At 55.9% G+C, this 14,139-nt stretch carries 15 protein-coding genes and 1 pseudogene; 8 read left to right on the top strand and 8 right to left on the bottom strand.

From position 1 onward, the window contains the following. Positions 1 to 9 precede the first annotated feature (9 nt). From gspD to ACVCAM_RS00845, 3 genes and pseudogenes are all read right to left on the bottom strand, one after another. Entirely contained in the window at positions 10 to 1,932 is a 1,923-nt protein-coding gene (gene gspD, locus ACVCAM_RS00855; protein ID WP_023343662.1) for a type II secretion system secretin GspD, read from the bottom strand. A gap of 13 nt (positions 1,933 to 1,945) precedes the next feature. After that, a pseudogene (gspC, locus tag ACVCAM_RS00850) lies at positions 1,946 to 2,676 on the bottom strand (type II secretion system protein GspC). Beyond that, on the bottom strand, positions 2,627 to 2,992 hold the full coding sequence (locus tag ACVCAM_RS00845) for a hypothetical protein (protein ID WP_126287664.1): 366 nt from the start codon (positions 2,990 to 2,992) through the stop codon (positions 2,627 to 2,629). Before ACVCAM_RS00845 ends, gspC begins: the two are co-directional and overlap by 50 nt. Between ACVCAM_RS00845 and ACVCAM_RS00840 the strand changes: the two genes are divergently transcribed. Then, positions 2,978 to 4,543 (top strand): peptidoglycan-binding protein, encoded by a 1,566-nt coding sequence (locus ACVCAM_RS00840; protein WP_447093482.1) that lies wholly within the window; start codon positions 2,978 to 2,980, stop codon positions 4,541 to 4,543. The genes ACVCAM_RS00845 and ACVCAM_RS00840 overlap by 15 nt on opposite strands. Then, complete coding sequence (locus ACVCAM_RS00835) at positions 4,543 to 5,175, top strand: hypothetical protein (protein WP_177317256.1); 633 nt, start codon at positions 4,543 to 4,545, stop codon at positions 5,173 to 5,175. Before ACVCAM_RS00840 ends, ACVCAM_RS00835 begins: the two co-directional genes overlap by 1 nt. Here ACVCAM_RS00835 and ACVCAM_RS00830 read toward each other — a convergent pair whose 3' ends face one another. The 3 genes from ACVCAM_RS00830 to ACVCAM_RS00820 form a co-directional block, all read right to left on the bottom strand. Then, complete coding sequence (locus ACVCAM_RS00830; RefSeq protein WP_023292914.1) at positions 5,176 to 5,799, bottom strand: helix-turn-helix domain-containing protein; 624 nt, start codon at positions 5,797 to 5,799, stop codon at positions 5,176 to 5,178. 275 nt (positions 5,800 to 6,074) lie between these two features. Then, positions 6,075 to 6,905, bottom strand: a complete 831-nt coding sequence (locus ACVCAM_RS00825; protein ID WP_025912908.1) for an N-acetylmuramoyl-L-alanine amidase — start codon at positions 6,903 to 6,905, stop codon at positions 6,075 to 6,077. Beyond that, the gene (locus ACVCAM_RS00820; protein WP_008500028.1) at positions 6,902 to 7,225 is read right to left on the bottom strand and encodes a heavy metal-binding domain-containing protein; all 324 of its coding nucleotides are present in this window, start codon (positions 7,223 to 7,225) and stop codon (positions 6,902 to 6,904) included. Before ACVCAM_RS00820 ends, ACVCAM_RS00825 begins: the two co-directional genes overlap by 4 nt. A gap of 97 nt (positions 7,226 to 7,322) precedes the next feature. Between ACVCAM_RS00820 and ACVCAM_RS00815 the strand changes: the two genes are divergently transcribed. The 6 genes from ACVCAM_RS00815 (at position 7,323) to artJ (ending at position 11,843) form a co-directional block, all read left to right on the top strand. Further along, entirely contained in the window at positions 7,323 to 7,841 is a 519-nt protein-coding gene (locus ACVCAM_RS00815) for a lipoprotein (protein WP_023292915.1), read from the top strand. 226 nt (positions 7,842 to 8,067) lie between these two features. Next, positions 8,068 to 8,796, top strand: a complete 729-nt coding sequence (artP, locus tag ACVCAM_RS00810) for an arginine ABC transporter ATP-binding protein ArtP (RefSeq protein WP_008500030.1) — start codon at positions 8,068 to 8,070, stop codon at positions 8,794 to 8,796. A 19-nt stretch (positions 8,797 to 8,815) separates the two neighbouring features. Beyond that, positions 8,816 to 9,547 carry an arginine ABC transporter substrate-binding protein ArtI gene (gene artI / locus ACVCAM_RS00805; RefSeq protein ID WP_008500032.1) on the top strand — a complete coding sequence of 244 codons (732 nt, stop codon included), beginning with the start codon at positions 8,816 to 8,818 and terminating at the stop codon, positions 9,545 to 9,547. 6 nt (positions 9,548 to 9,553) lie between these two features. Then, the gene (artQ, locus tag ACVCAM_RS00800; protein ID WP_008500033.1) at positions 9,554 to 10,270 is read left to right on the top strand and encodes an arginine ABC transporter permease ArtQ; all 717 of its coding nucleotides are present in this window, start codon (positions 9,554 to 9,556) and stop codon (positions 10,268 to 10,270) included. Continuing rightward, on the top strand, positions 10,270 to 10,938 hold the full coding sequence (artM, locus tag ACVCAM_RS00795; RefSeq protein WP_407223200.1) for an arginine ABC transporter permease ArtM: 669 nt from the start codon (positions 10,270 to 10,272) through the stop codon (positions 10,936 to 10,938). The genes artQ and artM overlap by 1 nt, the downstream gene beginning before the upstream one ends. A 173-nt stretch (positions 10,939 to 11,111) precedes the next feature. Continuing rightward, the gene (gene artJ / locus ACVCAM_RS00790) at positions 11,112 to 11,843 is read left to right on the top strand and encodes an arginine ABC transporter substrate-binding protein ArtJ (RefSeq protein WP_021240923.1); all 732 of its coding nucleotides are present in this window, start codon (positions 11,112 to 11,114) and stop codon (positions 11,841 to 11,843) included. Between the two features lie 80 nt (positions 11,844 to 11,923). Here artJ and ACVCAM_RS00785 read toward each other — a convergent pair whose 3' ends face one another. Together ACVCAM_RS00785 and ACVCAM_RS00780 are read right to left on the bottom strand one after the other, a co-directional pair. Beyond that, positions 11,924 to 13,393, bottom strand: a complete 1,470-nt coding sequence (locus tag ACVCAM_RS00785) for a sensor histidine kinase (RefSeq protein ID WP_045405969.1) — start codon at positions 13,391 to 13,393, stop codon at positions 11,924 to 11,926. Further along, a complete protein-coding gene (locus ACVCAM_RS00780; protein ID WP_025912904.1) occupies positions 13,377 to 14,084 on the bottom strand; it encodes a response regulator transcription factor in 708 nt (235 codons plus the stop codon). The genes ACVCAM_RS00785 and ACVCAM_RS00780 overlap by 17 nt, the downstream gene beginning before the upstream one ends. Between the last annotated feature and the right edge of the window lie 55 nt (positions 14,085 to 14,139).

Genomic DNA, 14,139 nt, shown 5'->3' with positions numbered 1-14,139 from the left:
CCCTCCGCCTTACTCTTTAAACGGATTGCGTGTCGCGCGGGTTTTCACCGGTGCGGCGTGAGGGCTTGCTGAAGGAAACGCGGGCAGGACGGCATTGTCGCTCGGCTCAACAATACCGAGCTTTTTCTCTTCCACGCGCTGCATCTGGCGCACCCGGATCTGGTCATATTTCTCTTTCGAGGCCGCGCTGTAGTTGTCGTCGTCACGCAGAACGGTGGTATGAATGAACACCATCAGGTTGCGCTTGGAGGTATCCTGGGAGGTGTAGCGGAACAGCTGACCGACCAGCGGGATATCGCCGAGCAGCGGCACTTTGGACACGGACTGTTTGGTCACATTTTCCATCAGACCACCAAGCACCACCGTCTGGCCACTGTGGACCATCACTTCGTTATTGATCGTGCGCGTATTGAAGGTCGGGCCGAGGCTGGAGTCTTCCGTCGCGCTGTTGTCGACGCTGGAGACTTCCTGCTCAATCTTCAGATGGATCATGTCGCCATCGTTAATCTGCGGCACAATTTTCAGCTTGGTACCGACCGTCTTACGCTCAACGGAGTTAAAGACGTTATCGCCGCTGGTGGTTTGCGAACCGGAAAGTACCGGCACATCCTGGCCCACGTTGAACGACGCTTCTTTGTTATCCAGCGTGACCACGCTTGGCGTGGAGAGGATGTCATTTTTGCCGTCGGTGGAAAGCGCAGTCACCAGCGCACCAAAATCACCGTTAAAGAAGCCGGTCGCCAGGCCAGTGAAGCTTGCCCCTTTCATGGTGCCATTTTTAATCTGGCTGATTGGCAGGCCGGTGGAGCCGAACTGCACGCCGCCGTGCTTGCTGGTCCACTGCACGCCGAGATCCAGGCCGTTCCCGTCCTGCACTTCCGCGATGATGGCTTCCACCAGCACCTGCGGACGACGGATGTCCAGCTTGTCGATCACCTTCTCAAGGGAGTTCATCACGTTAGGCTGGGCGGTAATCACCAGCGAGTTGGTTGCTTCGTCGGCGGTAATGTTCAGATCGCTGGACGCTGGCGCGGTTTTCGACTTCGGCGCGCCGGCCTTGTCCTTCAGCTGCTCGCCGATGCCGGTGAGTACCGGCACCACCTTGGTGGCGCTGGCATACTTGAGATAGAAGACGCGGGTATTCCCCTCGTTGTTCTGCTCGCGATCCAGCTGATGGATCAGGGAGCGGGTCCGCGCGCGCGCATCTTCCGAACCGCTGATCACCAGGCTGTTGGTTTCGTCATCGGCCACCACTTTGGTCGCCAGCTGCGGCGCGTTCTGCCCTTTCTGCTCTTCGTTGTTGAGGTTATTCAACATCTCCGAGAGCTCTTTGGCGGACGCAAAGCGCAGCGGCACGATTTCACGACGCTGAATACCGTCTTTGTCCACGCGCTGGACCAGATCCACCAGGCGGTTCACCACCGAAGCTTTACCGGTTAGCAGCAGGACGTTGGACGGCTCAAAGTGGACCACGTTACCGATGCCGGTGGCATCGTTGAGCTGACGCAGCAGCGGCGCCAGCTCGCGAACAGGCACGTTTTCCATGCGCACGACGCGGGTGATGATCTCGTCGCCTTTGCCCGGATTTTTACCGTCGGCCAGCGGCGCACCGGCGGTGCGGGCAATGCTTGAGCGCACCACTTTGACCATGCCGTTATCCATCGGGATCACCGACAGGCCGTACAGGTCCAGCACGCTCAGGAAAAACTGGTAATATTCGTCTTCCGTCAACACGTTATAGGTTCTGACCGACACCGTGCCCTGAACGGACGGGTCGACCAGAATGGTTTTGTTCAGATTGCGGCCTACCGTATCAATAAATTCGCGGATATCGGTGTTTTTAAAGCTGGCGCTAAAGTTAGCTGCGAGCAGCGAACTGGAATATAACGACAATGCGGTCAGCGCCACGCACGCCCAAGGAAATTTCTTCATGTCTGTACACTTGTTAATTGTTTAGAACATTGACCCGAATATTTTCAAGGTGAGCGTGACGTCTGACGACGACCTCCGCTTCTTTCATTTTCGACCAGTTGGCAATAATATCTTTTGCCTTTTTTGCATCGGTCATATCGACAGAATTGACTTTTACCGCCACATCACCTTTTTCCAGACCGGCATGGCTGTAGAAGTCAGAGGCATTCCTTGGATTAATGTTGTAGCCTTCCAGTTGGCCCTTTTCGATAAGTGGCTTTAACACCAGATAATCATCCAGATGCACGCTTTCAGCACCAGCATCTTTCGTCGATTGGGTTACCGGGCCGCTGTCAACGCCGCCCTTAAAATAGTCAGGTTTATTTAACGCCAGTACCTGCGTAGCACCTTCGTAATTAACCACCACATTGTCTTTGTTTATTTCCTGAATAAAGGCATCGTTAAAACCGGTCAGCGCTTCGCCTTCGCGATAGCTCTTTTGACCACCCGGCGTTTTGATCACGGCGAAGGACAACCAGGCATCGTCGCTGCGGACGATCCCCTCAATTTCGGCAGCGAGCGGGGCTTTTCCGGCCGCTGGCAGGTTGTCCTGACGCACGGCGGCGGTGAAAAGTGAAAATGTCTTTTCTTCCTGACGTTTTTTTGCGGTTTCGCCGCTGCGTTCGCGAGTTTATTCGTCACTTTTTTATAATCTTTAAAAATGACGTAGCCTTGCTGACCGCAAAAAATCAGCAATACAAACATAATACAGGGCGTTATCCACCGTGAAAAAAGTGAGAGCCTCATTATTCATCTGGCCTTTAGCAAAGCGGAAATAAGCAGCGTCATGCTGCGCCAATATGTGACATAAATAGTAATTAGCGGCCTGACAATCGACCACCTGCTTCGCCGTTAACTTTGATAAAGAAAAAGATTGACCGTCAAAAAAACCAGTGTTAGAGGAAGCCGACAGGTTATTTTTACCCTGCCCGTAAATTGACCATGACGCACCCTTGCCGTACTTTTCTGGACCATTGCTATTCATGCCCAGAGACGGTAAGTCGTTATGTATCAGAGTCATTTTAAATTTAATCACCCGCCTTTTCGAAAAATTACCCGCGCCTCGGGCGATTTCTTCGTGCCGTATCACCAGGATATTTTCAACCTGCTGAAAGAGAAAACCCAACAGGCGGGGATTATTGGGCTCTTTGCAGACGATGCCCCGCTGCTGGGCCAGTTCAGCGACGCCCTGAAATCCGCAACCCCTGACGTTATTGCCATCAACGCGTTTCCAAAACTGAGTGCCAGTAGCCTGCTGTATAAACTCAACCCGGGAACGAAAGAGAGCAAAAACCGGCTTCAGGCGGTGGATGCCATCCTGCACCAGTGGCAGGGGGGGAAAAGCAGGACGAAAGTGCTGGTGATTAGCCATACCGATGCCATGAAAGAGACCTGTCGGGAGGTGCTGGCTCTGCTGCTGACGCGCGCGCAGGAGCTGGAGTTTCGTCTGTCCGTCGTACTGATGGGTACAGCGGATCGGGAAGCCGTTCTGATGCAGCAGTCTGAACTGCGTGAATATGCGCATACCTGCCACACCCTGCGACCCCTTACCTGCCGGGAGTTTCTCAGCTACGTTCAGGCGCAGTGTGAAGCGCACGGGTGTGAGCACTCGCCGTTGACCCCGGCGCGCGTGCGTAAAATGCATGCGCTGACCAAAGGGAATATCAGCAAGCTGAACGAGCTGGCGCACCTGTCGATGCTCGCCGCCTGGACCGAACGTGCAGAACAGGTTAGCCCGCGTCATCTGCGCCTGGCGGCCGGTGAGATCCTGCCTGCGAAAAAACACGGTATGCGCCTGGCTACCGTGGGGCTGTTCACCTCCGTGCTGTTCGCTGCCTGCGGCTGGTATTTGACCTCCTCGATCGGAGCAAGACTTCCGATTCAACTGCCGGTGCCCGCAAGCTGGAAACAGCAGACGCCCATCGAGCAGGCGCCGGTGGTGCCGGCTATCGACAACGAGGTGGTTAATCAGCCGGATGCGATGCATCAGCTCTATCTGATGTGGGGGTATGACGCCTCGGCGGACGATGCCCTGTGCCAGAACGCCGCGAAGGTGAACCTGATGTGTAAGCAGGGAAATGCCTCACCGGACGCGCTGGCACAGGAAGGGTATCCATGGGTGAGTGAACTGAAAACCGGCAACCACCTTAACTATGCCGTGGTCGCCCGCGTCGGGGATAACTCACTCGACCTGCTGATGAATAACCGCACCTGGCAGGTAAGCCGTCACTGGTTTAACCAGCATGCCACCGGCAATTATACCCAGCTCCACCGCCTGACGCCGGAAGGCAAAGACGCCATCAGCGCCGCCAGCGATGCGAAGGACATGGGGTGGCTGGATCAGCAGCTGAGCCAGGCCCTTGCCGAGCCGGAAACCCACGCTCAAACCTGGACGACGGAGATGATGAAACGTACCCGCGAGTTCCAGCAAAAAATGCATCTGCGCGTCGACGGTATCCCGGGTGAAGAGACGCTGATGCAGTTGATGCGCGACACTAACACCACGCCGAGCGTGCTGCTTCAGACCCCCCATGCCGCACCGGACGCGAAAACGCAGGAGAAGCATTCCTAATGTCTACCATCTGTCTTGCGGCTCAGCGCAGCTACGTTTCCGGGGAGGCGGTCTGGTTTTCGTACCGCATTCCCCGCCTGAGAAAAATCGCTTCTAACGCCTTTTTAGGAATAGTAAGCCTCTGCGTCATGCTGATGGCGGGGCTGTACGCCCACGTATACTGGCAACTGCGCCACCCTGCGCCGGAGCCGGTAAAAAAAGTGAACGTGGCGAAGCCCGAGACGCAGCTTTCCGATATGCACTACGTGTACGTGAGCAAGCCGTTCCCGCATCCGCACCCGAAACCCGTCCCGGTGCAGGCCGACGTCCCTGCCATGCAGGATCTGCCGATTAACAGCGACGACGCCGACTGGCAGCAGATGCCTGACGGCACGGTGCCGCACGATACCTCGCGGGATACCCTCCCCGGAACGGAAGCGCACGACGATGCCGTCTCCCCCCGCACGGAGGGTGACGACGCATCATTAACCGAACTGTTTAAGCGGGCGTTAAAAGAACAAGAGCAGGATTATTCGCAAGGGAAAATACCCGCACCGCCGGTTGACGAAACGCAGGATAATACTCAGGCGGGCACATTACATAAAGAAAGTTCCCGGTCTCCATTAAGTAAAAAGGGAGACCGGCTGGAATAGTTAATATTTTTCAGGCAGGTTGGTGATATTAAGGAGTCGACCCTTTTCCACCACAATGTATTGACCTTTTTTCAGATCGGAGAGGATTTTTATAATCGTACTGCGTGCCAGGCTGGTGTATTCCTGAATATAATCATAAACATTAATATCGCGTTGATGATGTACAATCAGTTCATTAATTTCCAGCAAAAACTCGCGCACGACAGAATAGGCGCTGCGGGCAACCAGCACGTCATCGCGCTTGCTCAGGAGACAGATATACCAGGCCAGCACCTTGGTGAGTTCAGGCCACAAGCCTTTCTCGGTCATCAGTTGAGAGAAAACGCTTTTCGGAATCGAGCGCACCACGGTATTCGAGCGGACCAGGCCATACATATGGGACGAATGATAGAAAATGGAAGAGAGTCCAAAAATGCACTGCCCCTGCAGGGTGAACAAGCAGAGCTCGTCGGATTCGCGGCGGAATTCCACTTCACCGCTGACGATAATATGAATAAATTCATTATCGACGGTGGAAATTTTTTGCCATTTCTTTAACGATTTTTCTTCAAATCCTTCCGTTGCGGAAATGATTTTTTCTATTTCATGATGAGGACGTAATTTTCTGCCGTAAATGCTTAACATTGTTATACCCGAATTAAGATGTAAATTTTAGATAAAAAATGGCCACGGTGGAACCACCGAAACTATTCGTATAATCCTGATAAAAAACTTCAAGGAGAAGTGATAATAAAAATCACTATGCAGGTGTTATTTTTTATAAATACTTAGCAAGCTATACGTCTATCTTAAATGAGGGTACTTTTAAGTCAATTAACTAAAAATGAATTGAGAATGTACTTAAGATTAATCTCAAGAAAACTAAGGTAATACGGCCTGGTCAGGGGCAGCCCTGAGGACTACCCTTGCCCGTACTTCTCTAAAAGCGCCTCGGCGATGGCCAGGGTTTCTACGTCAGCCACGCCGTTCCACAGCGCGGGGCGGAAGTGCATCTGAAACGCGCTGATCACCCTCTTCTGCTGCTGTTCTGTGGCGTTGTCCGGCACCTCGTAGCCATAGCGTTTCAGCACATCAAGCAGCGCACCGCGCTCGACCTCCTGATAGCGCGGCCGCCCGTTAAGATAGAACGCCACGCGCGCGGGATCGGGCCAGGCACCTATCCCCTGCTGCGCCAGCTGCTGCCACGGAAACAGCGGGCCGGGATCGTCTTTACGCTGCGGGGCTATGTCGGCATGGGCAACCACGTTCTGCGGCTGAATGTCATAGCGGGCAATAATGTCCCTGGCAAGCGGGATCAGCGCTGCAATCTGCGCAGGCGCAAACGGGGTAAAGGTTTTCACGCCGTCACGCGTTTGCCAGCCGCGGTTCTCGAGCTCAATCCCCACGGACGTATCATTAATCCGGTTGGTGCCGCGCCAGAAGCTAATGCCCGCATGCCAGGCCAGCTCGCTCTCGGGAACCAGCTGCCAGATGCGCGGCTTGCCGTCCGGCGCCGGGGGGCTGGCGGGGATCAAATAGTGAGAGCTAACGTTTTTATCCGTCAGCGTGGCCAGCGAGCTGTCAAAATCATCCGCGGTGTAGTGGATCACCAGCACCTTGATGCGCGGGTAAGCCGCCTGCGCCTGATGACGCGTATCCAGCTCGTAGGCACCTTTATCGATAATCCCCTTTTCCGTAACGCATCCTGCCAGCAGCAGCGCCAGCAGGAGCGTGGCAAACGCACGCCTCATCGCAGGGTTTTCACCGCCGTACCGCTTACGCTCACCATCAGCATGCTGCCGTCTTTCCCGACCGTTTCGTAGTCAATATCGATTCCCACGACCGCATCCGCGCCGAGGGCTTCCGCCTGCTCGCCGAGCTCTTTAAAGGCGATTTCGCGTGCTTTGCGCAGCTCTTTTTCGTATGCGCCAGAGCGGCCACCCACGATATCGCGGATACCGGCAAAAAAGTCACGGAAGATATTGGCGCCGAGAATCGCTTCGCCGGTGACCACGCCGCAGTACTCGGTTATTGTCTGTCCTTCCAGGGTTGGCGTTGTTGAAAACTGCATGGTTTCTCTCCTTCTTTAGCGTTCAATGCCTTAGGCACAGCATTATCGGTTCGTTACGCTATGATTGAAAGGATAGTTAATAAATAAGGAAATCAACATGCGCTATTCAGCTTTAACACTTTTCGTGCCCTGCGCGCTGGTGCTCAGCGCCTGTACCACCACGGTCACGCCAGCCTTTAAGGATATCGGTACCCGCAGCGGCCCCTGCATTGAGGGCGGCCCGGACACCGTGGCGCAACAGTTCTATGATTACCGCATTCAGCACCGCAGCAACGACCTCACCGGCCTGCGCCCGTATCTGAGCGATGGTCTGGCAAAACTGCTTAACGATGCCACCCGCGATCCGCAGCACAACGCGCTGCTGAAATCCGACCCGTTCTCCAGCCGCACCACGCTGCCGGACAGCGCAGAAGTGGCCAGCGCGTCCACCATTCCGAACACGGATGCCCGTAATATTCCGCTGCGCGTGAAGCTAACGCAGGGCAGCCAAACCTGGCAGGACGAAGTGCTGATGATCCGTGAAGGCCAGTGCTGGGCGGTGGACGACGTACGCTACGTGGGCGGCAGCGTGCATGCCCCGGCCGGCACGCTGCGCCAGTCGATTGAGAACCGCTGATTCATCAGTGATAAAAATGTTACCCCCGTAAAATGTCCGGCATTTCTCGCGGAATGCCGACATTTATACTCGCCGCCTTTGCCCTTCGCTATTTTGTGCTATGTTTAAGAGAAAATACGGGTTATATTTAACTTTTAACGCAGAAATATTGCATAACTATTCTGTCAACGGTACTATCTGCGGCCTCAATTGCTATAGATTGCCTGGATGAGTAAAGACTGCCCCGATGAGTATTAAACTAAACGGCATTAACTGCTTCTACGGCGCACACCAGGCGCTGTTTGACATCACGCTGAACTGCCCGGAAGGCGAAACGCTGGTTTTGCTTGGCCCAAGCGGTGCAGGCAAAAGTTCCCTTCTGCGCGTCCTTAATCTGCTTGAAATGCCTCGTTCAGGTACGCTGGCAATTGCCGGTAACCATTTTGATTTCGCAAAGACGCCGTCTGATAAAGCGATTCGCGAGCTGCGTCAAAACGTCGGCATGGTCTTCCAGCAATACAATCTCTGGCCACACCTGACGGTGCTGCAAAACCTGATTGAAGCCCCGTGCCGCGTGCTGGGGTTAAGCAAAGATCAGGCCATCGCGCGTGCCGAAAAGCTGCTGGAGCGTCTGCGCCTCAAGCCCTACAGCGACCGCTACCCGCTGCACCTGTCCGGTGGTCAGCAGCAGCGCGTGGCCATTGCCCGTGCGCTGATGATGGAACCTGCGGTACTGCTGTTTGATGAACCCACCGCCGCGCTGGACCCGGAAATCACCGCCCAGATCGTCAGCATTATTCGCGAGCTGGCGGAAACCAACATTACGCAGGTTATCGTTACCCACGAAGTGGAAGTGGCGCGTAAAACCGCCAGCCGTGTGGTGTACATGGAAAACGGGTATATCGTTGAGCAAGGTGATGCGAGCTGCTTCGCTAACCCGCAAACCGATGCCTTCAAAAACTATTTATCTCATTGATTGTGTCAGGGGAAATATAATGAAAAAAGTATTACTTGCCGTGCTGCTTGCTGGCGTTACCCTTTCCGCTACCGCAGCTCAGACCATTCGTTTCGCCACGGAAGCCTCTTACCCTCCGTTTGAATCCATCGATGCGAACAACAAAATTGTTGGCTTCGACGTGGACCTGGCTAACGCCCTGTGTAAAGAGATCGATGCGACCTGCACCTTCAGCAACCAGGCGTTCGACAGCCTGATCCCAAGCCTGAAGTTCCGCCGTATCGACGCCGTAATGGCCGGTATGGACATCACCCCGGAGCGTGAAAAGCAGGTGCTGTTCACCACCCCTTACTACGATAACTCTGCCCTGTTCATTGGTCAGAAAGGCAAATTCACCTCTGTCGATCAGCTGAAAGGCAAAAAAGTGGGCGTGCAGAACGGTACCACGCACCAGAAATTCATCATGGATAAGCATCCGGAAATCACCACCGTGCCATATGACAGCTACCAGAACGCGAAGCTGGATCTGCAGAATGGCCGTATCGACGGCGTATTTGGCGATACCGCTGTCGTGACCGAGTGGCTGAAAGCCAACGATAAACTGGCGCCAGTGGGCGACAAAGTGACCGATAAGGATTACTTCGGTACCGGTCTGGGGATTGCCGTTCGTCAGGGCAACACTGAGCTGCAGCAGAAATTCAACGCTGCGCTGGAAAAAGTGAAGAAAGACGGCACCTACGAAACCATCTATAAAAAATGGTTCCAGAAGTAATTCCTGATGAATGAAATTTTTCCTTTAGCAAGCGCCGCCGGGATGACCGTCGGCCTTGCCGTTTGCGCACTGATTATCGGCCTGGTGCTGGCGATGTTCTTTGCGGTGTGGGAATCCGCGAAATGGTTCCCCGTCGCCTGGACAGGCTCCGCGCTGGTCACCGTGCTGCGTGGGCTACCGGAAATTCTGGTGGTCCTGTTCATCTATTTCGGTTCCTCGCAGCTGCTGCTCACGCTCTCGGACGGCTTCACGATTAATCTCGGCTTTGCGCAGATCCCGGTGCAGATGCAGATCGACAACTTCGACGTCAGCCCGTTCCTGTGCGGCGTCATTGCGCTCTCCCTGCTCTACTCCGCGTACGCGTCGCAAACCCTGCGCGGTGCGCTGAAGGCCGTGCCGCAGGGACAGTGGGAGTCGGGTCAGGCGTTAGGGTTGTCGAAATCCGCCATCTTCTTCCGTCTGGTGATGCCGCAGATGTGGCGTCATGCCCTGCCGGGCCTCGGCAACCAGTGGCTGGTGCTGCTGAAAGATACCGCGCTGGTGAGCCTGATCAGCGTTAACGATTTGATGCTGCAAACCAAAAGCATCGCCACCCGTACCCAGGAGCCGTTTACCTGGTACATTGTGGCGGCGGCAATCTACCTGGTGATCACGTTGCTCAGTCAGTACATCCTCAAGCGTATTGACCTGCGAGCGACGCGCTTTGAACGGAGACCAGGCTGATGCTTGAATACTTTCCCGAGTTGATGAAAGGGCTGCACACCAGCCTGACGCTGACCATGGCGTCCATTATCGTGGCGCTGATCCTGGCGCTCATCTTCACCATCATCCTGACGCTGAAAACGCCGGTGCTGGTGTGGATTGTGCGCGGGTACATCACCCTGTTTACCGGTACGCCGCTGCTGGTGCAGATCTTCCTGATTTACTACGGCCCGGGCCAGTTCCCGTCGCTGCAGGAATATCCGGTTATCTGGCATCTGCTCTCTGAGCCATGGCTGTGTGCCCTGATTGCCCTTTCGCTGAACAGCGCGGCCTATACCACCCAGCTGTTCTTTGGTGCGATCCGCGCCATTCCGGAAGGCCAGTGGCAGTCCTGCGGGGCGCTGGGCATGAGCAAGAAGGACACGCTGGCGATCCTGCTGCCGTACGCCTTTAAGCGCGCGCTCTCCTCCTACTCCAACGAAGTGGTGCTGGTGTTCAAGAGTACCTCTCTGGCCTATACCATCACCCTGATGGAGGTGATGGGACACGGACAGCTGCTGTACGGGCGCACCTATGACGTGATGGTGTTCGGCGCGGCGGGCGTGGTCTATCTGGTGGTGAACGGTCTGCTGACGCTGATGATGCGCCTTATTGAGCGTAAAGCGCTGGCGTTTGAGCGCAGGAATTAACCGCGCAAGTGCATAAAACGGTATTCATGGAGCGGGTAACCTGATGGGTTATCCGCTTTTTTTTGTGATTAGCATAATACTTAATCATTTTTATTGCATATAAATTCATTAACTGGCATTGTACATCCAGGCCGCAGACACGGCGCATCAATAAGACAGACGGGAGCATTACAATGAAAAAGTTAGTTCTGGCCGCATTACTTGCCACCTTCGCCGCTGGCGCATCCGCTGCGGATAAAATCAATTTCGGCGTGTCCGCCACCTATCCGCCGTTTGAGTCGCTGGATGCCAGCAACCAGATCGTCGGTTTTGATATCGATCTGGCGAAAGCGCTGTGCAAACAGATGCAGGCCGACTGCACCTTTACTAACCATGCTTTTGACAGCCTGATCCCGTCGCTGAAGTTCAAAAAATACGACGCGGTGATCTCCGGGATGGACATCACGCCTGAGCGCAGCAAGCAGGTCGCGTTCACCGACCCGTACTACGCCAACTCGGCGGTGGTGATTGCGAAGAAAGGCGCTTATACCTCTTTCGATCAGCTGAAAGGCAAACGCATCGGGATGGAAAACGGCACCACCCATCAGAAGTACCTGCAGGACAAACATCCGGAAGTGAAAACCGTGGCCTATGACAGCTACCAGAACGCGATTATCGACCTGAAAAATGGCCGTATTGATGGCGTCTTCGGCGATACCGCCGTGGTGAACGAATGGCTGAAAACCAACCCGCAGCTGGGCACCGCAACGGAAAAAGTGACCGACCCGCAGTACTTCGGCACGGGCCTCGGCATCGCGGTACGTCCGGATAACAAAGCCCTGCTGGAAAAACTGAACGGCGCGCTTAAGGCGATTAAAGCGGACGGTACGTACCAGAAAATCAGCGAGCAGTGGTTCCCGCAGTAAGATTTTTTTGCCGGGTGGCCCGGCCTACGGGGGGGGTAGTCTGTAGGCCGGGTAAGGCGAAGCCGCCACCCGGCACTCTCTCACAACGGCACAAAGAACCTGAACCGCGCCCCGCTCGCCGACTCCATCAGCCTGATCCCGCCACCGTGCAGCTCCAGCATCCGTTTCACAATCAGCAGCCCTAACCCGCCGCGATTCTCTCTCGACGCCTGGGTGTTGAGCGCCGACGGCCGCTGGAACAGATCGTCGCGCAGCGAGGCATCCACGCCCGTTCCGCTGTCGGACACTTCGACCTGCAGCTGTTCATTTTCCTGCCACACCGCCAGGCGAATTTCTCCGCCGCCAGGCGTATGGCGCATCGCGTTATCCAGCAGGTTGGTCACCACGCGTTCAATCATCGATACATCGGCGTTTACCATCGGCAGCGGCCCCGGCACGTCAATATGCAGATTGACCTCTCGCGTGCGGGCCGTGAGCTCAAACTTCTGCGCCACGTCGGAAATCAGCTCCGCCATTGCGAACCGCTCGCGCTGGGGTTTGATACCGCCGTGTTCAAGGCGCGCCAGCTCAAAAAGCTGCTGCGAAAGATGCCGGACTTTTTGCCCCTGACGCAGCGCGGTGGCGAGATACTGCTGATGCTCCTGCGGCGTCAGGGTGGCGGATTTGAGCGACAGGGTTTCGAGATAGCCCAGCAGCGAGGTGAGCGGCGTGCGGAGATCGTGCGAAATATTGGCGATAAACTCACGACGCTGACGATCGCTGTCGGCCAGCCGATCCCACTGTTGGGTGATTTTGCGCGCCAGCTCGATAAAGCTGTTGCGCAGGATCGCCACTTCATCTTTTGCCGCCGCGTCCGGCGTCTGTGCCGCCAGCAGCCTGATGGCGCTTATGCTGTCCTGCTCCAGCCCGGCGACCTCCACCGTCAGCTGTTTGACCGGGCGCGTGACCCAGTACCAGACCAGCAGCCCTGCCAGCAGCCCAAACAGCGCGACCCACAGCAGCGACCACAGGACGGTACTCCACAGCGCCTTGTGCCAGGCCATTTCCGCCAGGGCGTTTGACTCCTCGCCCTGCAAAATAATGTACAGATAGCCTTTTAGCTCGCCGTCCTGCCGCAGCGGCGTGGCGCTAAAGACTTTTTGATTTTGACTGCGCGGATCGTCGCCCAGTACCGGCATGGCGGTGCCGCTCAGGAAGCTCTGCACTGGCGCCAGGTCGATTTTTTGCCGCTGAATATGGCCCGGCGGGGCAGCGTCGGCGAGAATATCGCCGTCCGGGGAGACAACGTAGAGCTCAACGCTCGGATTAAAGGTCATCAGCCGGCCAAACAGCGGTTTCAGCGCGCTGCGGTCGACCCTGCCCTGCGCGTCCAGAATCGGTTCGCGCTGAACGATCTGCTGCGCCAGCCCGCCCGATAACCGCTGCACCATCGCATTACCGTACTGCATGCTGCTGTAGAGCTGTACCGCGCAGGCGACGGCGGCGCAGAGCATCATCAGCAGGATGAAGAGCAGCGTCAGGCGCTGGCTCAGGCTAAAGCGACGCATCATGCTGCGGCTCCGCAAATTTGTAGCCCTTGCCCCAGACGGTGCGAATGATCTCCGGCTCGGCGGCGTCCTTCTCTATCTTGATGCGCAGGCGGTTGATATGGGTGTTGACGGTATGCTCGTAGCCTTCGTGCTGGTAGCCCCAGACCTGCTCCAGCAGCGCCAGACGGGAGAACACCTCGCCGGGATGACGGGCAAAGAAGTAGAGCAGCTCGAACTCGCGCGGGGTGAGATCCACCACCTGGCCGTGAAGCAGCACGCTGCGCGCCAGCGGATCGATGGTCAGCCCGTGCGCCTGAATGTGTCCGTCGGTTTGCGCCTGCCCCATCGCCTGCTGGCGACGAAACAGCGCTTTGATCCGCGCAATCAGCTCCTGCACGGAGAACGGTTTTGCCAGATAGTCATCGGCGCCGGTTTCCAGCCCGGTAATGCGGTCGGTTTCGCTGCTGCGGGCGCTGATGATGATCACCGGCAGGTAGCGCGTCATCTGACGGATGCGGCGGCAAATCTCCAGACCGTCAACGTTGGGCAGCATCAGGTCGAGGATCACCGCATCCCACGTCTGGGCTTCAAGACGCTGTAAGGCGTTGCCCCCGTCGGGCTCGTGGGTGATGGCGTAGCCTTCGTCTTCTAAATTGAGTCGCAGAAGCGCCGCGATATCGTGGTCGTCTTCTACCAGCAGGATCTGCTTCATGGGTAAGCCTATATTCATGTCTTATGACGTAAGCTTACCTGATTTCGCCGGGATG

This window comes from Enterobacter sp. CFEC122 (assembly GCF_052983755.1).
Note: the sequence above shows the minus strand (reverse complement) of the source record. Positions and strands in the feature narration are given on the sequence as shown.